General features: G+C 31.2%; 22 protein-coding genes and 3 pseudogenes. 19 read left to right on the top strand and 6 right to left on the bottom strand.

The features are described 5' to 3' along the window. Positions 1-692 precede the first annotated feature (692 nt). From rpmH to NST64_RS11345, 10 genes are all read left to right on the top strand, one after another. Entirely contained in the window at positions 693-830 is a 138-nt protein-coding gene (gene rpmH, locus NST64_RS11390) for a 50S ribosomal protein L34 (RefSeq protein WP_000240855.1), read from the top strand. A 98-nt stretch (positions 831-928) separates the two neighbouring features. Next, complete coding sequence (rnpA, locus tag NST64_RS11385) at positions 929-1,273, top strand: ribonuclease P protein component (RefSeq protein ID WP_002454552.1); 345 nt, start codon at positions 929-931, stop codon at positions 1,271-1,273. 140 nt (positions 1,274-1,413) lie between these two features. Beyond that, positions 1,414-2,793: a tRNA uridine-5-carboxymethylaminomethyl(34) synthesis GTPase MnmE gene (gene mnmE, locus NST64_RS11380; RefSeq protein WP_049418811.1), complete on the top strand. Its 1,380-nt coding sequence runs from the start codon at positions 1,414-1,416 to the stop codon at positions 2,791-2,793. Between the two features lie 69 nt (positions 2,794-2,862). Continuing rightward, positions 2,863-4,740, top strand: coding sequence for a tRNA uridine-5-carboxymethylaminomethyl(34) synthesis enzyme MnmG (gene mnmG, locus NST64_RS11375; protein ID WP_002447946.1), 1,878 nt, complete (start codon positions 2,863-2,865; stop codon positions 4,738-4,740). Next, entirely contained in the window at positions 4,740-5,462 is a 723-nt protein-coding gene (gene rsmG / locus NST64_RS11370) for a 16S rRNA (guanine(527)-N(7))-methyltransferase RsmG (protein WP_002447968.1), read from the top strand. The genes mnmG and rsmG overlap by 1 nt, the downstream gene beginning before the upstream one ends. 53 nt (positions 5,463-5,515) lie before the next feature. Then, positions 5,516-6,355, top strand: a complete 840-nt coding sequence (noc, locus tag NST64_RS11365; RefSeq protein WP_049418808.1) for a nucleoid occlusion protein — start codon at positions 5,516-5,518, stop codon at positions 6,353-6,355. A gap of 170 nt (positions 6,356-6,525) precedes the next feature. After that, complete coding sequence (locus tag NST64_RS11360; protein WP_049418803.1) at positions 6,526-6,888, top strand: DUF3147 family protein; 363 nt, start codon at positions 6,526-6,528, stop codon at positions 6,886-6,888. An 18-nt stretch (positions 6,889-6,906) separates the two neighbouring features. Continuing rightward, positions 6,907-7,302: a DUF3147 family protein gene (locus NST64_RS11355; RefSeq protein WP_049418800.1), complete on the top strand. Its 396-nt coding sequence runs from the start codon at positions 6,907-6,909 to the stop codon at positions 7,300-7,302. Beyond that, positions 7,268-7,810, top strand: coding sequence for a TetR/AcrR family transcriptional regulator (locus tag NST64_RS11350; RefSeq protein WP_002454547.1), 543 nt, complete (start codon positions 7,268-7,270; stop codon positions 7,808-7,810). The genes NST64_RS11355 and NST64_RS11350 overlap by 35 nt, the downstream gene beginning before the upstream one ends. Positions 7,811-8,225: 415 nt before the next feature. Further along, a complete protein-coding gene (locus NST64_RS11345) occupies positions 8,226-8,801 on the top strand; it encodes a helix-turn-helix transcriptional regulator (protein ID WP_002454546.1) in 576 nt (191 codons plus the stop codon). A 41-nt stretch (positions 8,802-8,842) separates the two neighbouring features. Here NST64_RS11345 and NST64_RS11340 read toward each other — a convergent pair whose 3' ends face one another. Genes NST64_RS11340 through NST64_RS11325 form a run of 4 tightly spaced genes read right to left on the bottom strand, consistent with a single transcriptional unit; the run spans position 8,843 to position 12,120 of the window. Then, entirely contained in the window at positions 8,843-9,034 is a 192-nt protein-coding gene (locus NST64_RS11340; protein ID WP_049418797.1) for a VraH family peptide resistance protein, read from the bottom strand. Positions 9,035-9,060: 26 nt separating this feature from the next. Continuing rightward, entirely contained in the window at positions 9,061-10,941 is a 1,881-nt protein-coding gene (locus tag NST64_RS11335) for an FtsX-like permease family protein (protein ID WP_002488117.1), read from the bottom strand. Beyond that, on the bottom strand, positions 10,931-11,689 hold the full coding sequence (locus tag NST64_RS11330) for an ABC transporter ATP-binding protein (RefSeq protein ID WP_002448021.1): 759 nt from the start codon (positions 11,687-11,689) through the stop codon (positions 10,931-10,933). The genes NST64_RS11335 and NST64_RS11330 overlap by 11 nt, the downstream gene beginning before the upstream one ends. A gap of 23 nt (positions 11,690-11,712) precedes the next feature. After that, entirely contained in the window at positions 11,713-12,120 is a 408-nt protein-coding gene (locus tag NST64_RS11325; RefSeq protein WP_002454543.1) for a YxeA family protein, read from the bottom strand. A 205-nt stretch (positions 12,121-12,325) separates the two neighbouring features. Between NST64_RS11325 and lepB the strand changes: the two genes are divergently transcribed. Then, complete coding sequence (lepB, locus tag NST64_RS11320) at positions 12,326-12,898, top strand: signal peptidase I (RefSeq protein WP_002447986.1); 573 nt, start codon at positions 12,326-12,328, stop codon at positions 12,896-12,898. 224 nt (positions 12,899-13,122) lie between these two features. Here lepB and NST64_RS11315 read toward each other — a convergent pair whose 3' ends face one another. Beyond that, positions 13,123-14,697, bottom strand: coding sequence for a BCCT family transporter (locus tag NST64_RS11315; protein ID WP_049418794.1), 1,575 nt, complete (start codon positions 14,695-14,697; stop codon positions 13,123-13,125). 184 nt (positions 14,698-14,881) lie between these two features. On the opposite strand from NST64_RS11315, the pseudogene NST64_RS11310 reads away from it, so the two are divergent. The 5 genes and pseudogenes from NST64_RS11310 (at position 14,882) to dhaM (ending at position 19,298) form a co-directional block, all read left to right on the top strand. Continuing rightward, a pseudogene (locus tag NST64_RS11310) lies at positions 14,882-15,466 on the top strand (GNAT family N-acetyltransferase). Positions 15,467-16,044: 578 nt separating this feature from the next. Continuing rightward, positions 16,045-17,157 (top strand): glycerol dehydrogenase, encoded by a 1,113-nt coding sequence (locus NST64_RS11305; protein WP_049418788.1) that lies wholly within the window; start codon positions 16,045-16,047, stop codon positions 17,155-17,157. Between the two features lie 194 nt (positions 17,158-17,351). Continuing rightward, entirely contained in the window at positions 17,352-18,314 is a 963-nt protein-coding gene (gene dhaK, locus NST64_RS11300) for a dihydroxyacetone kinase subunit DhaK (protein ID WP_107632232.1), read from the top strand. A 31-nt stretch (positions 18,315-18,345) separates the two neighbouring features. After that, positions 18,346-18,927 (top strand): dihydroxyacetone kinase subunit DhaL, encoded by a 582-nt coding sequence (dhaL, locus tag NST64_RS11295; RefSeq protein WP_049418781.1) that lies wholly within the window; start codon positions 18,346-18,348, stop codon positions 18,925-18,927. Beyond that, entirely contained in the window at positions 18,924-19,298 is a 375-nt protein-coding gene (gene dhaM / locus NST64_RS11290) for a dihydroxyacetone kinase phosphoryl donor subunit DhaM (protein WP_049418778.1), read from the top strand. Before dhaL ends, dhaM begins: the two co-directional genes overlap by 4 nt. A 602-nt stretch (positions 19,299-19,900) precedes the next feature. On the opposite strand, the gene NST64_RS11285 is transcribed toward dhaM, so the two are convergent. Beyond that, entirely contained in the window at positions 19,901-20,260 is a 360-nt protein-coding gene (locus tag NST64_RS11285; RefSeq protein WP_025987127.1) for a DUF4870 domain-containing protein, read from the bottom strand. A gap of 306 nt (positions 20,261-20,566) precedes the next feature. Here NST64_RS11285 and NST64_RS11280 point away from each other — a divergent pair, with 306 nt between their 5' ends. The 3 genes and pseudogenes from NST64_RS11280 to NST64_RS11270 all read left to right on the top strand — a co-directional run. After that, entirely contained in the window at positions 20,567-22,162 is a 1,596-nt protein-coding gene (locus tag NST64_RS11280) for a xylulokinase (protein ID WP_049418776.1), read from the top strand. A gap of 86 nt (positions 22,163-22,248) precedes the next feature. Further along, positions 22,249-22,564: pseudogene (locus NST64_RS11275) on the top strand (MFS transporter); the annotation flags it as partial. Beyond that, positions 22,559-22,669, top strand: a pseudogene (locus NST64_RS11270) (GNAT family N-acetyltransferase); the annotation flags it as partial. The pseudogenes NST64_RS11275 and NST64_RS11270, both read left to right, overlap by 6 nt. Positions 22,670-22,730: the final 61 nt, after the last annotated feature.

Here is a 22,730-nt window from a genome sequence, read left to right as displayed (position 1 = left end):
ATATAAACTCCATCTTTCTATAAATTTAAGACTTATACACAGTTTTTATAAGCGTGGATAAAAATAATCACAGCATGTTAATAATTATCCACAAGTTAATCACATTCGGTGGATAACTTTATATATGCTATGATTTATACACAGTAAAAACACGTATAGAATTTATAAAAAAATCCTATAAGATAAATGATTCAGACGACTTATCCACACAATTATACTTTTTAACTGCAATAGATGTCAAATGGCTGTGAATATGTTTGTAAATTTGGTATAAATCTGTGAATATGCTATTGATTATCCACAAAAAATTAAATACTATATGTGAATAAGTGGATAAAAAATGATACCATAATTCAATGTACTATAACAGGTTTGGGAAATAATTTATAAACGTGTATTAAATATGTATAAAATTGAGAAGCTACTGAATCAATGAAATGTATAAATATTAAAAAATAAAAGTGATATAACTAAAAGACATTCTTGAAAATCATTAATTGGTTTCAAAAGTTGCTTGCTTTATAAATGGTAATTTGTTATATTGTAGTAGTTGCTTGAATTATGACTAGATAAAATCGAATTAAATCAAAATTATTTGATATTAACAATTATCATTTATCTATTAAAATAGTCAGGTTCATTAGAAGTAGATGTAGTGAACGAGATATAATATGTAGATGGAGGTGTTTTGCATGGTAAAACGTACTTATCAACCAAATAAACGTAAACATAGTAAAGTTCATGGTTTCAGAAAACGTATGAGCACTAAAAATGGCCGTAAAGTTTTAGCGCGTCGTCGTCGTAAAGGCCGTAAAGTTTTATCAGCATAAGATCACTGACTTCTCAGTGGTCTTTTTTTTCGTTTTAAACAAATACATTTTAATAGATCAATGTAACATAAGAACAATGTAAGCGAGTGATTTTAAGCATGGAGAAAGCTTATCGTATAAAAAGGAACAGTGATTTCCAAAGAATTTATAAAAAGGGAAAATCTGTAGCCAATAGACAATTTGTTGTTTATACACTAAAGAATGAGTATGAACATTTTCGTTTAGGCATTAGCGTTTCTAAGAAAATCGGAAATGCTGTAACTCGAAATCGTATTAAGCGTGCTATTAGAGAAAATTTTAAAGTGCATAAGCAAGATATGATTTCAAAAGATATTATTGTAATAGCGAGACAACCTGCTAAAAATATGTCAACTTTAGAGATTCAAGGCAGTTTAGAACATGTATTGAAAATAGCAAAGGTATTTAATAAGAGAATTAAATAAATTTAGACTGACGGAAGTCTAATGTTAGACAAACCGAAGACTAACCAGTAGATTATAAAACAATATATTCGCAATTTAATTAGAAACTTATTACAATATTATATTGAAATTTTACTTAACTAGGGAGGCGAGAATGGATAATGGATTTTGATACAATTACAAGTATTTCAACTCCAATGGGAGAAGGTGCAATTGGTATTGTACGCTTGTCTGGTCCAGAAGCGGTTGAAATAGGTGATAAGTTATATAAAGGAAAGAAAAAATTAAAAGATGTTCCATCACACACTATTAATTACGGCCATATTATAGATCCTGAGACAGATGAAGTTGTAGAAGAAGTGATGATTTCAGTTTTACGTGCACCAAAGACCTTTACACGTGAAGATATTATTGAAATTAATTGTCATGGGGGTATTTTGACAATTAATCGTATACTAGAACTTACCATGACACATGGCGCTAGAATGGCGGAACCTGGCGAATATACTAAGCGTGCGTTTTTAAATGGCCGAATTGACTTATCTCAAGCAGAAGCAGTCATGGACTTCATTCGTTCTAAAACGGATAGAGCCTCTAAAGTTGCAATGAATCAAATTGAAGGTCGTTTGAGTGATTTAATTAAACAACAACGTCAATCGATATTAGAAATTCTTGCCCAAGTTGAAGTGAACATTGATTATCCAGAATATGATGATGTTGAAGATGCAACAACGGAATTTTTACTTGCGCAATCTAAAAAAATTAAAAATGAAATTGATCAATTATTAGAAACCGGTACTCAAGGTAAGATTATGAGAGAAGGATTATCTACAGTGATTGTCGGTAAACCGAATGTAGGTAAATCTTCAATGCTAAATAATCTTATTCAAGATAATAAAGCCATTGTCACTGAAGTAGCTGGAACAACTCGAGATGTATTAGAAGAATACGTTAATGTACGTGGTGTCCCGTTAAGACTTGTTGATACAGCAGGTATTCGTGATACTGAAGATATTGTAGAAAAAATAGGCGTAGAGCGCTCACGTAAAGCATTAAGTGAAGCAGATTTAATCCTTTTTGTATTAAATAACAACGAGCCTTTAACTGAAGAAGATTGTACATTATATGAAGTCATAAAAAATGAAGATGCGATTGTTATCGTTAATAAAACAGATTTAGAGCGTCGATTAGATATTGAAGAAGTTAAAACTATGATAGGGGACACACCACTTATTCAAACATCAATGTTAAAACAAGAAGGTGTCGACGAATTAGAATTACAAATCAGAGATTTATTCTTTGGTGGAGAAGTACAAAATCAAGATATGACTTATGTTTCAAACTCTAGACATATCTCACTTTTAAAACAAGCAAGACAAACAATTCAAGATGCTATTGATGCAGCTGAAGCTGGTATTCCTATGGATATGGTTCAAATTGATTTAACTCGTACATGGGAATTATTAGGAGAAATTATTGGAGAATCAGCAAGTGATGAATTAATTAATCAGCTATTTAGTCAATTCTGTTTAGGTAAATAATAAAAATTAAGACGGTCAGTAGTCTAAAATGAATAATAATAATTAAGAAAAAATAGGGAGGTCCATTCAATGGTTCAAGAATATGATGTAATTGTTATTGGTGCCGGTCACGCTGGAATTGAAGCGGGATTAGCTTCAGCAAGACGTGGTGCTAAAACGTTAATGTTAACCATTAACTTAGATAATATCGCCTTTATGCCATGTAACCCATCAGTCGGCGGCCCAGCAAAAGGAATAGTAGTACGTGAAATCGACGCATTAGGTGGCCAAATGGCTAAAGCCATTGATAAAACACACATTCAAATGCGTATGCTTAATACTGGTAAAGGTCCAGCAGTTCGTGCATTACGTGCTCAAGCTGATAAAGTGCTTTATCAACAAGAAATGAAACGTGTCATTGAAGATGAAGATAACTTAGATATCATGCAAGGTATGGTAGACGAATTATTGATTGAAAATGATGAAGTTAAAGGTGTACGTACGAACATAGGTACAGAGTATCATGCGAAAGCTGTAGTCATCACGACAGGTACATTCTTACGTGGAGAAATCATTTTAGGGAATATGAAATATTCAAGTGGTCCAAACCATCAACTTCCATCTATTTCATTAGCTGATAATTTAAGAGAACTTGGGTTTGAAGTTGTGCGTTTTAAAACAGGTACACCGCCACGTGTGAATTCTAAAACCATCGACTATTCTAAAACTGAGATTCAACCTGGCGATGACGTTGGTCGTGCGTTTAGTTTTGAAACTACCGAATACATTTTAGACCAACTACCTTGTTGGCTCACGTATACAAATGATCGTACACATAAAGTTATTGATGATAATTTACATTTATCAGCCATGTATTCAGGTATGATTAAAGGTACAGGTCCACGTTATTGTCCATCTATTGAAGATAAATTTGTACGTTTTAACGACAAACCACGTCATCAACTTTTCTTAGAACCAGAAGGACGTAATACGAATGAAGTTTATGTGCAAGGCTTATCAACCAGTCTTCCTGAACATGTTCAACGTCAAATGTTAGCTACTATTCCAGGTCTTGAAAAAGCAGATATGATGCGTGCAGGTTACGCGATTGAATATGATGCGATTGTGCCAACACAATTATGGCCAACATTAGAAACTAAAATGATTAAAAACTTATACACTGCAGGGCAAATTAATGGTACATCTGGTTATGAAGAAGCAGCAGGCCAAGGCATTATGGCAGGTATTAATGCTGCAGGTAACGTATTAGGTACAGGCGAAAAAATTCTAAGTCGTTCAGATGCTTATATTGGTGTCTTAATTGATGATTTAGTAACAAAAGGAACGAATGAGCCCTATCGTTTATTGACTTCTCGTGCTGAATATCGCTTATTATTACGTCATGATAATGCCGACTTACGTTTAACTGATATTGGTTATGACTTAGGCATGATTTCTGAAGAACGTTATGCACGTTTTAATGATAAACGTCAACAAATTCAAGATGAAATTGACCGTTTATCAAATATCCGTATTAAACCGAATGAACATACGCAATCTGTGATTGAAGCTCATGGTGGTTCTCGCTTAAAAGATGGTATCTTAGCCATTGATTTATTGCGCCGACCTGAAATGACGTATAATACAATTTTAGAGATATTAGAAGAAACACATCAGTTACCAGAAGCGGTAGAAGAACAAGTTGAAATTCAAACGAAATATGAAGGTTACATCAATAAATCATTACAACAAGTTGAAAAAGTTAAACGTATGGAAGAAAAGAAAATTCCAGAAGACTTAGATTATAGTAAAGTGGATAGTTTAGCTACTGAAGCACGAGAAAAATTATCAGAGGTTAAACCATTAAATATTGCGCAAGCATCACGTATTTCAGGTGTTAATCCTGCAGATATTTCTATCTTACTTGTATATTTAGAACAAGGTAAATTACAAAGGGTGAAAAATTAATGAGTGGCATCGAATGGTTAACAAAAGCGTTAAGTGAGCAAGGTATTGAATTAACAGATCAACAACAACAACAGTTTCAAACCTATTATCGTTTGCTTGTTGAATGGAATGAAAAAATGAATTTAACAAGTATTACTGATGAGCATGAAGTTTACTTGAAACATTTCTATGATTCTATTACAGCTGGATTTTACTATGATTTTAATCAGCCATTAACACTTTGTGATGTAGGGGCTGGCGCTGGATTTCCAAGCATTCCTTTAAAAATTGTTTTTCCAGAATTGAAAGTTACCATTGTCGATTCATTAAATAAACGTATTCAGTTTTTAAATCATTTAGCAGTTGAACTTGGATTAACCCAAGTAAGTTTTGTTCATGATCGAGCAGAAACATTTGGTAAAGGTGTCAATAGAGAAACATATGATGTGGTAACAGCACGTGCAGTGGCAAGACTTACTGTTCTAAGTGAGTTATGTTTGCCGTTAGTTAAAAAAGGCGGCCAGTTTATTGCATTAAAGTCTGCAAAAGGTGAAGAAGAATTAGCAGAAGCACAATTTGGTATAAGCATCTTAGGTGGAGCGTTTAGTGATTCTTACACGTTTGATTTACCAGAAGATGCAGGTGAACGACAAATGATTATAGTGGATAAGCGCCGTCAAACACCTAAAAAATATCCTAGAAAACCTGGTACGCCTAATAAAGCTCCTTTATTAGAAAATTAATCAATTTTTCGGTTACTCATGTTAAAATTGATTTTAAGAGGAGTGAATGGACAATGAAAAAACCTTTTTCTAAACTATTTGGTTTAAAAAATAAAGAAGACATCGTTGATTATATTGAAGAAAATCGTCATTCAAGTGTGGAATCCATTCAAATAGAGCGTATCGTACCTAACCGTTATCAACCGCGCCAAGTGTTTGATTCAAGTAAAATTACAGAACTTGCTGAGTCGATAGAAGAACATGGGTTATTACAACCCATTGTCGTTCGACCTATAGAAGAGAATATGTATGAAATTATTGCTGGTGAACGACGATTTAGAGCATTACAATCCTTGCATCAATCTAAAGCAGACGTCATTATTCGACATATGAATGATGAAGAAACTGCTGTAGTAGCCCTTATTGAGAATATCCAACGTGAAAATTTATCTGCAATAGAAGAAGCCGAAGCTTATAAAAAGTTACTTGAAATTGGACAGACCACTCAAAGTGAGTTAGCGCAAAGTCTTGGAAAAAGCCAAAGTTTTATTGCTAATAAATTACGCTTACTTAAATTAGCACCAAAAGTAATTGTACGATTACGTGAAGGTAAAATTACAGAACGCCATGCACGCGCAGTATTATCCTTAAAAGAAGCGGATCAAGAACAATTGATTGAACAAGTTATTGTTCAGAAATTGAATGTCAAACAGACAGAAGCTCGTGTGAAACAAAAATTAGCTCCTGAAAAAGTAAAAGCAAAAACATTCCAATTTGCTAAAGATTTGACACAAGCACGTGATGAAGTTGGTAAGAGTATTCAAGCCATTGAAGACTCGGGTATTCATGTTGAGCATCGTGATAAAGACCACGAGAATTATTACGAAATTAAAATAAAACTATATAAACGTTAATGACTAAAAGAACAGGTAGAATGAATGTTGTATTCAGTACCCTGTTCTTTTTTTGTCAATTCTTTTATAATAATTGATTTTTTATTTCATATTTACATAGTTTGAAAATAGAATTACAATATTAATAAACGAAACGTATCGTTTAATAATTAAGGTAAGAAGGGTTTCATGTGTTCGGAATATCAATTTCAAGTGCGATACTTCATTTTGTGATTGGAGGTATCGCTGTTGCCTTTGCATCAATGATGGCTGAGAAAGTAGGAGGAAAAATGGGCGGCATTATTGCGACTATGCCGGCAGTCTACCTAGCAGCTATTATTGCTTTAGCTATAGATCATCGAGGAGAACAGCTGATTCAAATGTCGATACATCTTAGTTCAGGAGCTATAATAGGTATTATTTCTTGCATCATTACAGTATTGATTACGTCGCTTTATATAAGTAAACGAGATTATAAAAAAGGTACAGCGTTTGCATTTATTTGTTGGTTAGTCATTTCAATTGCTATTTTTGCAGTACGACATATTTCTTAATATTTGGAGGACTTTTTAATGAAATTAACTTTTATCAAATTTCTCGTGGGTGGTTTAGCCGTTATGTTAAGTTATATTATTTCAGTTATGCTACCTTGGAAGGAATTAGGTGGCGTTTTTGCAACATTACCTGCAGTATTTCTTGTTTCTTTATTTATTACTGGTATGCAACATGGGGATGTCGTTGCCAAACATGTTAGTAGAGGTGCAGTTTTTGGTATGACAGGTGTATTATGTAGTATCTTAGCAACATGGGCAATGTTATATTCTACACATGAGTGGTTACTTAGTATTTTGGTTGGTTTTATTGTATGGTTTATGAGTGCAGTAATTATCTTTGAAATTGTAGAATTTATTTCACGTTTAAGAAGGAGAAAAGATGGCTGGAAGACCGAAAGATCCAACAATCAATGAAAAAATATTTAAAGAAATTGATCAGTTATTAGAAACGACTTATTTTAGAGATATAACAATAGATCAAATTTCTGAAAATACTGGTGTTTCTAAAGCGACGATTTATAGACGTTGGAAAGATAAATCATCTATTATTGTCGATATGTTTGTCAGTCGAATCCACGTTTTTGAAAATGATTATAAAACGATGTACGATGAATTGTATCATTTTCTAATAAGAATTATGAATATTTATCAAACTCATTTAGGTCGTGCTGTGATTGAAATATTAATTAGTTATCAAAAATCTGAAGCACGTGACATATTTATGAAAGGTTATTTTGATAGCAATCGTAAAATATTGAAGACTATTATTTCTAAATATATTGACGAAGCGGACCAAGATTTATTTATTGATTTAATTTTTTCACCGATTTATTTCAATATATTAATTAAACCTAACGTCCTTAATGAAACTTATATTAAAAAGTTATTAAAAGTAATTTTAGATGCATATAATATTGAATAATAAAAATATTGAAACTATAAGAAATTAGAGTATAATTCTTATTCTTATATAACCCGTAGATGATTTTAATCTATGGGTTTTTTATTAATAATCAGTATTATACGATTTCGCTTTCCTAGGGGATGGTTTCAGTTTATGTCAACTCAAAATCTTTTCATGTTTATTTATGATTAAGGTCTCAATCTTTAATTTGTCCTACCCCTTTAGGAATTTCACCACCAATACTTTGCTTATATTTGTTCTAAAGATCTTAAAATATTGCGATATACTAAAATGTAAAACATTTTTTACACTAAAACTAAGATAATGTAAAAGAAAATTGATAGCCTTTTATTAGAAAAAACGCTTTTATAAATATAGTATTATGATTTTAAAAATTAAATAAAAATAGTTTAATTTATAACGAGGTGAATGAATGAATATCGGTCAACAAATAAGAAAATACCGAGAAAGAGATGAATATTCTCAAGAATACTTAGCAGAAAAATTATATGTTTCTAGACAGACAATATCAAATTGGGAAAATGAAAAGAGTTATCCAGATATTCATAATTTACTAGTAATGTGTGAGTTGTTTGATATCTCACTAGATGATTTAGTTAGAGGAGATTTAAATTCAAATAAACAAGAATCTATAAAAAGAAAAATGAACATTTGGTCGTTAGTTATGATTATTGGATTTACTTTGTCTTCTATACTTATAGGTCCTCTCTTATATTATTTTAATTCATGGGGATTTATAATAATTGCTATTCTTTTTTTAATTAGCTTTTATAGTGGTACTCAAATAGATAAAATTAAGTATAAATATAATTTAGATAACTACGATAGAATAGTAGCTTTTATGAATGGTAAAGATCCAAACGAAGTAAAATCTAGTGAAAAAAGGAATCTATTTACTAGTATATTATCTTTTATTTTTATAGTGGGTTTATTTTTATGTATGTGTTATTTAAGTATATATTTAACAGAGATATTTTTAAAATATTAATGAAAGAGAAGCTCAATTTATTTTGAGCTTCCTTTTTTATTCTAATGGTTATTTTTTTCGTATCTTTTCAAAATATAGCCACCGCCAAGTAAGCCTACCGGCACACCAATAAATGGCGTTGTAATGCTACTAACAACTAATACTATCAGAGCTAACATGATACCATTAAACCAATTTACTTTTAAACTTACTAAGTCGTCATATGCGTGTTGAATAATTTCTTTAATAGTCATTTTAACATGTCCTTTCAATTTATTATTTAAATGGCGTCTTTAATGATGCGTTCTGAATGAATGAACGAAATAACTGCAAATATCAGATATACGAGCGAATAGATAATCATAACAATGAAGATAGGTGTCAATGTATAATTACCTATTAAGATCATAAATGCGTTTGCTGCAAAAAAGGCATGGAGTAAAGAAACAACTAATGGTAAACCGAAATTGAATATAATTTTTAAGGCTAGTCCTTTTATCATATCAGTATTTGTAAAACCAATACGTCGCAGAATACGATAATTATTTATTTCATCTTCAGTTTCATCCATTTGTTTAATATAAATAATGCAACCAGCTGCCACTAAAAATGCAAGACCTAAGAAAGAAGTGACAAATATAAGAATGCCATTACTTTCATCAATTGCTTTTTTGGTTTCACTTTTTAAAACTACATTTTGGTTTCCTTTTTTAGCTAATGTTTCAGCTTTTGAAAGATCGCTATGATGCTTAATATTAAAACCATAATGATGTGTAAGTTGATTTTTTGTTTTTAAAGCATTATAGTTGTCTGCGCTAATTTTAAGTACTGGTCCACCCAGTGAAGCATCCATTGGAATGATTTCATTTAAATCTTTTTTATCTACATAAAATGTCTTTACTTGTTGCCCTTTTAGTTTTAAATCTTTATGAATTTGAACATTAAACATCATTGAAAGTGGACCTTGTAAATTTGTAATTGTAGCGTGATGACCTTTGATATGAGGATCAGCCATAATTGATATACTTTCATTTTGCATTGCATTACCCGTTTTACTTTTAATGACATCATTTTCAATAATATGGGTATTGGCATTTTCATACGTTTTTTTTGTATATGGTATACCGTGTTGGTTAAGTTGATGTTCAAATTGTTGGGCCATCTTTACTTTAGTAAAGTTAATATCTTGAGGTGACGATGATTGAATATTAAAGTCAGCATTTGCTTTACTAATTGCTCCAAAACACAATATTGTTACTGTAACTGCTGAAATGACTGTAATAATAGTTAAAGACATCGCATTTTTCTTCATTCTATACATAATCGAAGATGTAAAGACGACATCAGTGATAGAGACACGACCCTGTTTTGATTTTTTTAAAGATTTAAAAATAATTGAAACTGAACTTCTGAAAAACAAATATGCGCCTACTACAGTTAAGAATAAAATAATAAATGGCGTTAATAAGGCCATTGTTAATTCTTGAAATTTACCAAACATTTCTGTAGACATATAATAACCTAACATCATCATTATGAGTCCAAGAATACCAGCAATACATTCTGGCGTGGTGATTTTCGCTTTTACTGCTTCTGTTTTCATACTGTCTTTCATCATAGAAAGTATGGTTCTTCGTTTTAAAAAGATCGCATTTTCTAACATAATTAAAATAAACGCTAACATTAGCATGATCATTGTTTGAATTAAAGCAGCTACTTCAAATCCTATAGATGCATGAATGTGTAAATGCATCAGTTTTATTAATATTGAAAGCAATAATTTTGAACCTAAAATACCAATGATAACGCCAATAATGCCTGTACTAATAAATAAAGTGATTTGTTCGATAGCAAGCATTCTAAGAATGTTACCACGTGTTAGTCCAATGAGTTCGAATAATGCAAATTCACGTGTACGACGTTTAATAAATAGATGGTTCGCATACATTAAGAAAATGATAATCGTAATGAATAAAAAAACTGAACCAACTTTTGCACCTTGATTGATTATTTTTGATGAACCATTATTTAAGCTATGTGTGTATTGTAATGTGACAAAACTAAAATATAAGATGATGCTTAAGATTAATGAAAAAAGATATAATACATAATGTTTGATATTACTTTTTAAATTCTTTAATGTAATTTGATTAAACGTCATTTGCCACACCGCCTAGGGCTGATTGTAATTGAATAATTTCATTGTAAAATGTAGATTTTGTTTTACTTTGTTGATGAATGTCTGAATGAATATCGCCATCTTTTAACATAATGACACGTTGTGCAAAACTTGCTGCTGAAGGATCATGAGTAACCATAATAATCGTACTATTAAATTGTTTGTTCATATCTTCTAAGCGATGAAGTAAATCTTGTGCACTTTTTGAATCCAGTGCACCTGTGGGTTCATCTGCAAAAATGATGGATGGTCGATGTACAAAAGCACGTGCAGCAGCTGTACGTTGTTGTTGACCTCCAGAAATTTCACTAGGATATTTATCACTTAAATCATAAATACCAAGTGCCTCTGTGACGTCTTGATAGTTTTTTTCCATTTCATCTTTTTTCATTTTTTGGACAGATAATGGCAACATAATATTTTCTTTAACTGTTAATGTAGGTAAAACGCTATAATCTTGGAAAATAAAACCAAGTTCTTTCTTACGAAATTGTGCTAATTTTTTATTAGACAACTGGTTTATCTCATTGCCACTGATTTCTACAGTACCGTCTGAAATGCTATCAATCGAACTGATAACATTAAGAAGGGTTGTCTTACCTGAACCAGATGGGCCCATAATTGCAACGAATTCTCCTTTATCGACTGAAAAATTAATATCGTGTAGTGCTTTAAATTTTTGTTTCGTTCCATAAATTTTTGATACATGATTAACGTTTAAAATAGGCATGATTCTCATACTCCTTGTAAGTTTTATAATTTTTCTTTCGCTTTAGTTGGAATGTCTGATTGTTTTACTTCTTTATATGATGTAATGGTGTGAGATTTTTCGCTTACAACTAAGTAATGATGTTGTTTTAATTTTTTAGACGCTGTGTAATCAATGTTTTTAGCTTTACCATCTTTGGTGTAACCTGTTTGATTGTAATGGTAGATGTAGAAGTCTTTTTCCTTATCAATGACTTCCACTTTTGATGGTTTTTGAGTCTTAACATAATACTTATGCGTTGGTGCTAAGGGATTTAATTTATTCCAATCATTGATAGAACGATTGTTAGGATGTTGGTCTGAATATGCGTTTAATCCAAATAAACCACCTATAATGACTACAATAATGACAAGAATAGTTAATATGATTCTTAATAATAATTTCAATCTCATCACTCCTTATCTCTATTACACTTCTTATTTTAAAAGAGTGAATGAAGCGGTGCCTTTATCTAACCTTACAAAGTAAGAGGGATATCTTACGAATGTGAAAGATTCAAATAGAAATCAATCGTAAGAAGAATGAAACGTGTTTGAAAAGTATGTATGATAGAGTAGAAGTCATCGAGAATAAAACAAATGATAGGCGGGATGAAATGTGAAACGAGAAATCATGGAGTGGGTTATATCCATTGTAGTGGGGCTACTGGTTGTTATTGTAGTAACAAAGTTTATTGGCGAATCCTATACAGTATCTGGGTCTTCGATGTATCCAACGTTTCAAGATCGCAATAAAGTGATTATAAGTAAAATTTCTAAATCTATGAATCACATTGATAATGGTGATGTCGTTGTATTTCATGAAGATTCAAAACGTGATTTTATTAAACGTGTGATTGGTACACCAGGGGATACAGTAGAATATAAGGGAGACCAATTATATGTAAATAATAAAAAAGTGTCTGAACCGTATTTAGATTACAATAAGAAACACAAACAAGGTCAATATTTAACAGGCTCATTTAAATCAAGTCAAATTAAAGGTTCAAATGGTGAAATGAAACTTCCTAAAGATAAATATTTAGTTTTAGGAGATAATAGACAAAATAGTATAGATAGCCGATTTGATGTTGTAGGTCTAGTAGATAAAAAACAACTTGTAGGTAAAGTCGTTTGGAGATATTGGCCATTTAATGAATGGAAGACTAACTTCAATCCAGGAACATTTTAAAAATAAAGTCACAACGAATGTCTTCAATTCGCTGTGACCTTTTATAGTAGAGTTTTAGAAGATATCTTATACAAACTACAAGAGTAGATAGAATTCATTTTGAATGTGTCGTCCCCAAAAAAGAGGACTAAGGTTGAAAAAAGCTTGCGACAAAGGCATGTTCAATTCAATCATCGGCTATCAATAAAAAAACTGAGACATTTAATGATGTCTCAGTTTCTGTCCTATTTGATTTTAGATTGTTGAGTTGTGTTATTTTTAATATAGTCCTTTTTACGTTGATGATCAGGTTGTAAGGTTAAACCTAAGTATTTTCTTTCTTGATTTGCATCTTTGAAAAATGAAATCATCATTAAAATAACAACAAAACTAAATGGTAATGCTGAAATAATAGCAGCAGATTGCAGCGCATCTAGACCTGTCGATCCACCAGATAATAAAAGTACATAGGCAATCGCTGATAACATCACGCCCCAGACAATTTTAACAAAACCGGATGGATTTAAACGACCAAATGATGTTTGCATGCCTAATACAAATGTAGCTGAGTCTGCGGATGTAATAAAGAATGAGCCTACTAAGATAATAGCGATAAATGACAAAATTGTACCCATAGGCATTTCATTGAAAATACCAAATAATTGTGTTTCAGGTGGCATACTAAAGATATGTTTAGATTGCTTACCAATTTCAATACCAGTAATACCAAAGGCTGTAAACCATAGCATACTAATAATTGTAGGTACACCTAATACTGCTATAACGAATTCACGAATCGAACGGCCTTTTGAAATACGTGCAATGAAGATACCTACAAATGGTGACCAACTCATCCACCAACCCCAATAATAAATCGTCCATGATTGTAACCATTCATGTTTTTGTGAATTAAGTGGAGCAACATCGAAACTATTGAAAATAAGTGTATTTAGATATTCACCAATTGAAGAAGTGAACATATTCATAATTAAAATTGTAGGACCTACAATTATAATAATAATAAGTAACATCGCAGCTAAAAGCATATTTAAATTACTTAAATACTGAATACCTTTGCTTAAGCCACTCCAAGCACTAATTAAGAATAAAACTGTAACAATAAGAATAATAACACCTTGAATAAGTTTATTGTTTGGCACTCCAAATAAATAATTTAAACCACCGTTAATTTGCATGGCGCCAACACCAAGTGACACTGCAACCCCGATAATAGTAGCAAAAACGGCTAGAACATCTATAACAGTACCTAATGGACCTTCTACTTTATTTCCGAAAATAGGACGTAATGTATGAGAAATGAGTCCTAAGTCATTTTTTCTAAACTGTGTATATGCAAGAGCCAATGCAACAATACCGTAAACTGCCCAAGGATGTAGTCCATAATGTAAGAAACTTGAACGCATGGCTTCAGCTAGAGCAGCTTCTGTTTCTTTATTCGCTGTTGGCGGCGATAGATAATGTGAAATGGGCTCAGAAGATCCATAGAATACAAGTCCAATACCCATACCTGCACTAAATAGCATTGTTAACCATGAAATGGTATTAAATTCTGGTTTATCATCAGGCTTTCCTAACTTAAGCTTTCCAATTGGATGAAAAATAAGTGTGATACAAAATATCAGAATAATGCTAATAAGTAGCATATAGTACCAACCAAACGTTTCTGTAATAAAACTTCCGATTGCTCCAGAAATTGAACCAAATTGATTAGGGAAGATGGCTCCAATAATTACCAGTAACCCTACAATAACTGAAGCAAAAATAAACACATTTGAAAACTGTTTAGATTTGTTTTCCATGTATTTAACTCCTTTCAAATTTAATAAAACAGATGTATAAAAGATTAACATATATAGTTAAAAGAATAATGAATACGTTTGAAATTTTACAAATATTTAATAAGTTTATGTTTTTAATGTATGTAATTATGTTATTATACTTATAATTTATTGAATATTTCGAAAAATATAGGAGGTTTTAATTATGTTTGGATATCAAATTAATGACCACTTAAAATTAAAAATATTAGAAGAACGAGAAGCGGAACCATTATTTAAATTAGTTGATAGTAACCGTAACTACTTAGCAGAATTTTTACCTTTTGTTGAACATACAAATAAAGTTGAAGACAGTAAAACATTTATTCAGTCGTCCTTACAACAATTTGCGCGCGGAGATGGATTGAAGAGTGTCATTTGAAAACCGCACTGATGGGGATATGGATTTCACTGTGGCATTTGGTATGATCAAAAACTTGTAGGCGTCATTGGATTACATTATTTAGACTTAGTTAATAAACGTACATCGATTGGTTATTATTTAGCTGAAGATTTCCAAAAGAAAGGCATCATGACTAGATGCACTAAAGCACTTATTCAATATGTATATGAAGAATATGATATTAATCGAATCGAAATACGAATGTCTACTAAAAATAAGAAAAGTAGAGCTATACCAATAAGACTTGGATTCACACAAGAGGGTATATTGAGAAGTGATGAACGTTTACAAGGGGAATTCTCAGATAGTTATGTGTATAGTTTGCTCCGGGAAGAATATGATGATTAATTCTATTGTAAATACACATTCAAATTTATTTTCAAGACGATTTTATAATTATTTTTTAAGTAATCAATAAACGTATGATATCCACTTATAGATTCATTCCGAATATAATAGAGAATAGAGTCATTTCTTTCTATTTTAAGCTTATTGTTTAGTAAACCTATATATAATAAATTAAAAAAATCACTTTCAATTTACGCTCCAGAATAAATTGAAAGTGGTTAAAATTTTTATGTTAGATTAAGAATAATACAAGTATAGGATAAAACAATAAAACCTATTGTAAATATGGAGTCAGTTATGGAGTATAAATTATAATATTACAATATTTAAGTTTAAAAGTGATAATTTAATGAAGTTTTAGGTAATAGGTGGACAATTATAGTCAATAGATTAACAATGGAAGTGTAAAAAGAAATCAATTTTTTAAGCAACTTAATCTTTCTCTTGATTCTTATTTTTTCGTTTTGTAATGGTAAATACGCTAATATGTATTTTCTATATCATATATTTGTGAGCGTAATTTACTGAAGAGTTATTAAATGATGTAGTATAAATATTTATTATGGAGGGAAAGCTCTATGGCAAAAATTATTTATCAATCTCCAGGAAGATATGTACAAGGAAAAGGAGTTATCGAATCTATCGCAGATGAAACACAACGTTTAGGTTCACATGCATTAATAATCTCAGATGAAGTTGTTTGGAATATAACTAAAGATCAAATTGATCAAAGTTTTTCAAATAATTCAGAAGTTAATTATGATTACGAAACATTTAAAGGCGAATCTTCAGAAAATGAAATTAATCGTATCGTTGATGAATCTAAGACAAAAGGCATAGATGTAGTCATTGGTTTAGGTGGTGGAAAGGCACTTGATACAGGTAAAGCAGTAGCCAATGCTTTAAATGCAAGTGTTATCGATTTCGCTTCTACTGCATCAATGGATGCACCTACGGCAGCCGTATCTGTTATTTATGATGATAATGGTGTATTTAGTGGTTATGAATTTTACCCTAAGAATCCTGATACAGTAATGGTGGATTCACAAATTGTTGCGCAAGCGCCTGTACGTTTATTTGCTTCAGGTATGAGTGATGGATTAGCTACTTTAGTTGAGGTAGAATCTACGTTACGCAGACAAGGAAAAAATATGTTTAGTGGAAAACCATCATTAGCTAGCTTAGCGATTGCACAGAAATGTGAAGAAGTGATTTTTGAATATGGACATAGTGCATATGAAGCAATTAAAAATCATATTGTATCTCCACAAGTTGAAGCAGTGATTGAAGCGAATACATTACTTTCAGGTTTAGGATTTGAAAATGGAGGACTTGCAGCTGCTCATGCAATTCATAATGGTTTTACAGCACTTGAAGGCGATATTCATCATTTAACGCATGGTGAAAAAGTGGCCTATGGTATTTTAGTCCAATTAGTATTGGAAAATGCGCCAACAGAAAAATTTGTAAAATATCAACAATTTTTAAGTAGTATTCATATGCCAACGACTTTAGAAGAACTCCACATTGCCGATAAAAGTTATGAAGATTTGGTTCGCGTAGGTGAGCGTGCTTTAGAACCAAATGATACTTTTGCAAATTTAAGTGATAAGTTAACTGCAGATGACATTGCAGACGCTATTTTAACAGTAAGTGAATTATCTAAAAGTACGTTGAATTCCAAAAGTTAATTTTTGTAAAGAAGATAACTAAGAATAGATAAGTAATTAGAAGGATAAAGATAGGGCTTATGTCTTTATCCTTTTTTGAAAGAGTATTTTTATATTTACTAATATGAAAATTCTAAGTTTAAATAAAGAAAATGATGTTGATATTTAATCTTAGATAAACTTACTTTGAATATGTCAAAAGGAGTCGCTTTTTGATGAAAAAATTAATTAAAGAAAAAAATAATATTTTAACAGACATGTTAGAGGGTATCGCTTTAACGAATGATAATATTGAAATTATTTCAGAAACAGTTGTTGTTAAAAAAAATAAAAAAAATTCAGGAGTTGCCTTGGTATCAGGCGGTGGCAGTGGTCATGAACCAGCACATGCGGGTTATGTAGCTAATGGTATGCTTGATGCGGCAGTATGTGGTGAAGTTTTTACATCTCCAACTCCAGATAAAATTTTAGATGCTATTAAAGCAGTCGATACAGGTGACGGTGTATTATTAATCGTTAAAAACTATGCTGGAGACGTTATGAACTTTGAGATGGCTCAAGAAATGGCACAAATGGAAGATATTAAAGTTGAACGTGTCATTGTGAATGATGATATTGCTGTTTCAGATGTAGAAAAACGTCGTGGCGTGGCTGGTACGGTATTCGTTCATAAATATGCAGGTTATTTAGCGGATCAAGGCCTATCTTTAGAAGATATTAAAAACAAAATTGAAGCGTTTATTCCTAAAATTAAAAGTATTGGGATGGCGCTTACTTCACCAATGGTGCCAACAACTGGGAAATATAGTTTCGATATTGATGATAATGAAATGGAAATAGGTATCGGCATTCATGGTGAAAAAGGGTTACACCGTGAAGCGATTCAATCGGTTGATGTTATTATTGAGCGTTTACTAGATGAGTTGTTAAAAGAAGTGAAAGATCAATCATTAATTGTTATGGTAAATGGTATGGGAGGCACGCCTTTATCTGAATTAAGTATTGTGGCGAAGTATTTAAATCAACAATTCCAAGAACATGACATAGCTGCTAAACAATGGTTTGTTGGTGATTATATGACATCACTTGATATGCAAGGTTTCTCCATTACAGTGGTTCCTTATAGTGAAGACATAGAAAAAGGTCTTTTAGCTCCAACAACAAGTCGTTATTTTTAAATAAAAATAGAGATAATGAGGTGACTTTTCAATGAATGTACAAGACATGAAAACAAGACTACTTAGTTTAGTTGAAACTTTTAAAGAAAAAGAAAGTGAATTAACTGATTTAGATCGTGCCATTGGTGATGGCGACCATGGAGTAAATATGGTCAGAGGATTTGAAGCGTTAGAACAAGGTCTGGATGACACAGATATGAAGTCATTATTTAAATCAACAGGAATGACATTAATGTCTAAAGTGGGCGGTGCCTCAGGTCCTTTATACGGTTTTAGCTTTGTTAAAATGGCAAATGTCGTTAAAGATGATATTGACAAAGAAAATTTAAAAGAGATGATTGCTGCTTTTTCAGAAGCCGTTAAACAACGTGGAAAAGTAGAATTAAATGAAAAAACGATGTATGACGTAATTGAACGTACAAGAGAAGCATTAGATAATGATGAAAACATTGATTTTAACACATTACAATCATATGCTGATGAAACTAAAAACATGATAGCTACGAAAGGACGAGCATCATATTTTAAAGAAGATTCAAAAGGTTATATCGATCCAGGTGCTCAAAGTAGTGTTTACGTTTTAAATGCGATGATAGGAGGAGAGGTAGAATGACTTCAATAGTAATTGTGAGTCACAGTTATAAAATTGCAGAAGGTGTCAAAGATTTAAATTTACAAATGACGGATAATGACGTTAATATCATTGATATTGGTGGCTTAGATGATAAAGGCATTGGAACATCTTTCGATCATATTCTTTCAGTCATAAATGAATTAGATGACGATGCAATATGTTTTTATGATATAGGATCTGCCGGGATGAACCTTGATATGGCAATCGAAATGTATGAAGGTTCACATCGCATAGAAAAAATAGAAGCTCCTTTAGTAGAAGGTAGTTTTATCGCGAGCGTTGCACTTAAATCGAATAACACAATGGATGAAGCTATCGCAGAAGTCAAAAAACAATTAAAAAATGATTAAGTGAATATATTAGGAGGTCAAAGATGTGTAGAGGTCTTTGTCCTCTTTTTTTATTAATTTAAACTGCAATGATTGAATGTCAATATTCATAGTGGTTTTATATAATAAATAAATTATCTTTCAAGTTTTTTGAAATACACATTATAAATGAAAACTAAAATAAAAATGACTCTAATATAGCAATAGAAAGGATTAAAAAGATGACTAGAAAATATAATGTGATTAAATATGTTATTAAGAAAAATAATGATGAACTTAAAATATATAAATTACGATTATATGAGTTTAATATAAAAGACGAAAAAGCTCTAAATATTAGCCAACCGATTTTGTAAATAGAGACATTTTAATTGATAAAATACGAAATGGTGAAACATTTACTCGTGCCTTTAGAGTAAGTCAAAATGATTATTATGCAGGCCAATCGATTGCTCTTTCAGTTAATAAGCATGGATATATTAATAATAATTTTGAGGCTTCACGAGATGTGATTAGAAACGTTGAAGAAAATATCTTAGATTATAAATAAAGTCATCAGTTATAGAAGCGTTAAATTAAAAAGGAAGTATAGCACTCCCTTTTTAATTCAATATATAAGTGACTTATTTTTTTAATAAAATTTTAATTCCTCTGATAATGTTGAGGATATATAATATTAAAGCAATTAAGAAGAACACAATAGCAATGATTAAAGCAATAACAAATATTAATAATTGATGATCGAATGGTTTATCAAAGACCTCTTTTGAAAAAATAAATGCGGCTCTACCTATAAAAAAACTGATCCACGTTATAACATGGTTCCCTAAAGCTTTTTTACCATGCTCAGACGTTGGCTCATCTGAAAGTATCCATACCAATAAAGGTAAAATGACAGGCGCAAAAAAGATACTTAAATAACTCAATGCTGATAAAACATAACTATTGTCATTTTTATGCATCTTACTATTTGTATTTTCCACTTTTTTCACCTTCTTTCTCTTTACTTATTATAAAAACATCAATAATAAAATATTACAACAATTAATAGATAAACTTACAACACTGTAAGTATTGAGAAAAGAAAAATATCGTTTTTATACATTTTCTAGATAAATAACTAATAAGTTTTTATTTAAGATTTTATATAATTAAAAGTATCAATTGTGTATTTATAAATATTAAAATTGAAAAAATATTATACTTAAAAATTACTTGTTTGCTATATAAATTTTTGATAGCATTAAATAAGTAAGCGTTTTCACTAATTTTATAGGGAGGTGCATAAAATGAATAATTCCTCAATAAAACAATTTATTGAAGCGGGTAATTTAACAATTGGTATTGAATTTGGTTCAACTAGAATTAAAACGGTAGCAATTGATGACAACTGTAAAACATTAGCTACGGGAACGTTTGGATGGGAAAATACATATCAAGACGGATATTGGACATATTCTATGAACGATGCATGGATAGGTCTACAAAAAAGTTATAGTGAAATGACTAAAGTTATAAAAGAACAGTATGGGGCTACAGTGAAAAAAATTAAATCATTGGGAATTAGTGGGATGATGCATGGTTATTTAGTATTTGATCAAAAAGAAGATTTGCTTGTTCCGTTTCGAACTTGGCGTAATAATAACGCTAATCATGCAGCCCAAATATTAAGAAAAGCATTTCAGGTTAACATTCCAGAACGTTGGAGTATTGCTCAATTATATCAATCAGCTATAGATAATGAGTCTCATGTTGCTAAAGTAGATTATATGACAACACTTGCTGGTTATATTCATTGGTACTTAACAGATGAAAAAGTATTAGGTATAGGTGATGCGTCGGGAATGTTTCCTATTGATGTAGAAACTAAAGAGTATCGACAAGATATTGCTAAAAAATTTAATCAACTTTTTTCTGAAATGGGATATCATCAAGATATTTTAGAGATATTACCAAAAGTTGTGGTAGCAGGTGAAAATGCAGGTTATTTAACAGAGACAGGAGCAAAACTTATTGATCCCAATGGTCAATTAGAAGCAGGCTGTCCTATGTGTGCTCCAGAAGCTGACGCTGCAACTGGGATGGTAGCTACAAATAGCGTAGCTCCAAAGACTGGTAATATATCTGCGGGAACAAGTGTCTTTTCAATGATTGTATTAGACAAATCATTGAAAAACGTTTATCCGGAAGTGGATATTGTAACAACACCAGATGGCTATGAAGTAGCCATGATACATGCTAATAATTGTACATCTGATATTAACGCGTGGGTCGATTTATTTGGAGAAGTATTAGAAGTAATGGGTGTCAAATACGAAAAAAGTGAGCTTTTTACAAAATTATTTGAAAGCGCTTTAAATGGCGATGATAAACTTGGGAAATTACTTTCATATGGATATATATCTGGAGAATTTATTACAGATGTTCAACATGGTTACCCTATGTTAGTACGATCGATAGATAGTTCATTCAATTTAGCTAATGTAATGAAGACTCACATATATAGTGCATTTAGTACATTAAAAATTGGTATTGATTTATTAAAAAAGAATGAAGATATTGAAATTCATTCAATATATGGACACGGGGGTATATTCAAAACCAAAAAAGTTGCTCAAACATTTTTAGCAGCAGCAATGCAAAGTCCCGTTAGTGTTATGCAAACTGCTAGTGAGGGTGGAGCATGGGGAATTGCTGTTTTAGCTAGGTATCTTGTAGCAGAAAGCGATGTAAATTTATCTAGTTATCTTGATGAAATTGCTTTTAAAGATACTGAGTCCATCAAAGTTGAACCAAATGAAAAAGAAATAGAAAGCTTTAATCGTTATATTGAACGTTTTAAAAAAGGGCTTCCTATAGAACGTCTTGCTAACGAACAACTTTAAAGAAATTTTAAATAAGCAAAGGGAGAAAGTGAATTATTGTGACTAACAATTTAACTAAACAGAATCGACAGTTTTTAGGATTACCTATGGTATTAATTTGAGGTTATATAGCAGTAGCTATATTTATGACAGGTGATGGATTTGAACAAGCTTTTTTATCTAAATATATTGTCGGTCTAGGATATAGTGATTCACAAGCAGGTAGAGTTATAGCTATATATTGGATTAATAGTAGCACTAGCTTCATGGATGTCTGGAGTACTGGCAGAAGTATTTAGTCCACGTCGACTGATGACTTTAGCATTTATAATATGGATTATTTTTCACGTTGGATTTTTAACTTTAGGTTTAGCCCAACAAAATTATGCGATGATGATAATTATGTATGATATTCGTGGATTCACACAAGAGGGTATATTGAGAAGTGATGAATGTTTACAAGGGGAATTCTCAGATAGTTATGTATATAGTCTGCTCAGAGAAGAATATGAAAATGGATATAAATAATAATACATCCTGATACTTCGTCTTGCTCAAGTACTTTAGTATCAGGATGATATATATTATA

Source organism: Staphylococcus sp. FSL W8-1268, assembly GCF_038003965.1.
GTDB lineage: Bacteria > Bacillota > Bacilli > Staphylococcales > Staphylococcaceae > Staphylococcus > Staphylococcus hominis.
This window is presented reverse-complemented; position numbering and strand designations above follow the sequence as displayed.

Excerpts from the sequence above, each read along its gene's own strand:
- NST64_RS11335 (WP_002488117.1), bottom strand. The coding sequence starts at position 10,941 with ATGACGTTTAATCAAATTACATTAAAGAATTTAAAAAGTAATATCAAA.
- mnmE (WP_049418811.1), top strand. The coding sequence starts at position 1,414 with ATGGATTTTGATACAATTACAAGTATTTCAACTCCAATGGGAGAAGGT.
- dhaL (WP_049418781.1), top strand. The coding sequence starts at position 18,346 with ATGAATGTACAAGACATGAAAACAAGACTACTTAGTTTAGTTGAAACT.
- NST64_RS11325 (WP_002454543.1), bottom strand. The coding sequence starts at position 12,120 with ATGAGATTGAAATTATTATTAAGAATCATATTAACTATTCTTGTCATT.
- noc (WP_049418808.1), top strand. The coding sequence starts at position 5,516 with ATGAAAAAACCTTTTTCTAAACTATTTGGTTTAAAAAATAAAGAAGAC.
- NST64_RS11340 (WP_049418797.1), bottom strand. The coding sequence starts at position 9,034 with ATGACTATTAAAGAAATTATTCAACACGCATATGACGACTTAGTAAGT.
- NST64_RS11330 (WP_002448021.1), bottom strand. The coding sequence starts at position 11,689 with ATGCCTATTTTAAACGTTAATCATGTATCAAAAATTTATGGAACGAAA.
- dhaM (WP_049418778.1), top strand. The coding sequence starts at position 18,924 with ATGACTTCAATAGTAATTGTGAGTCACAGTTATAAAATTGCAGAAGGT.
- rsmG (WP_002447968.1), top strand. The coding sequence starts at position 4,740 with ATGAGTGGCATCGAATGGTTAACAAAAGCGTTAAGTGAGCAAGGTATT.
- NST64_RS11305 (WP_049418788.1), top strand. The coding sequence starts at position 16,045 with ATGGCAAAAATTATTTATCAATCTCCAGGAAGATATGTACAAGGAAAA.
- rpmH (WP_000240855.1), top strand. The coding sequence starts at position 693 with ATGGTAAAACGTACTTATCAACCAAATAAACGTAAACATAGTAAAGTT.
- dhaK (WP_107632232.1), top strand. The coding sequence starts at position 17,352 with ATGAAAAAATTAATTAAAGAAAAAAATAATATTTTAACAGACATGTTA.
- NST64_RS11355 (WP_049418800.1), top strand. The coding sequence starts at position 6,907 with ATGAAATTAACTTTTATCAAATTTCTCGTGGGTGGTTTAGCCGTTATG.
- mnmG (WP_002447946.1), top strand. The coding sequence starts at position 2,863 with ATGGTTCAAGAATATGATGTAATTGTTATTGGTGCCGGTCACGCTGGA.
- rnpA (WP_002454552.1), top strand. The coding sequence starts at position 929 with ATGGAGAAAGCTTATCGTATAAAAAGGAACAGTGATTTCCAAAGAATT.
- NST64_RS11350 (WP_002454547.1), top strand. The coding sequence starts at position 7,268 with ATGGCTGGAAGACCGAAAGATCCAACAATCAATGAAAAAATATTTAAA.
- NST64_RS11315 (WP_049418794.1), bottom strand. The coding sequence starts at position 14,697 with ATGGAAAACAAATCTAAACAGTTTTCAAATGTGTTTATTTTTGCTTCA.
- NST64_RS11345 (WP_002454546.1), top strand. The coding sequence starts at position 8,226 with ATGAATATCGGTCAACAAATAAGAAAATACCGAGAAAGAGATGAATAT.
- NST64_RS11280 (WP_049418776.1), top strand. The coding sequence starts at position 20,567 with ATGAATAATTCCTCAATAAAACAATTTATTGAAGCGGGTAATTTAACA.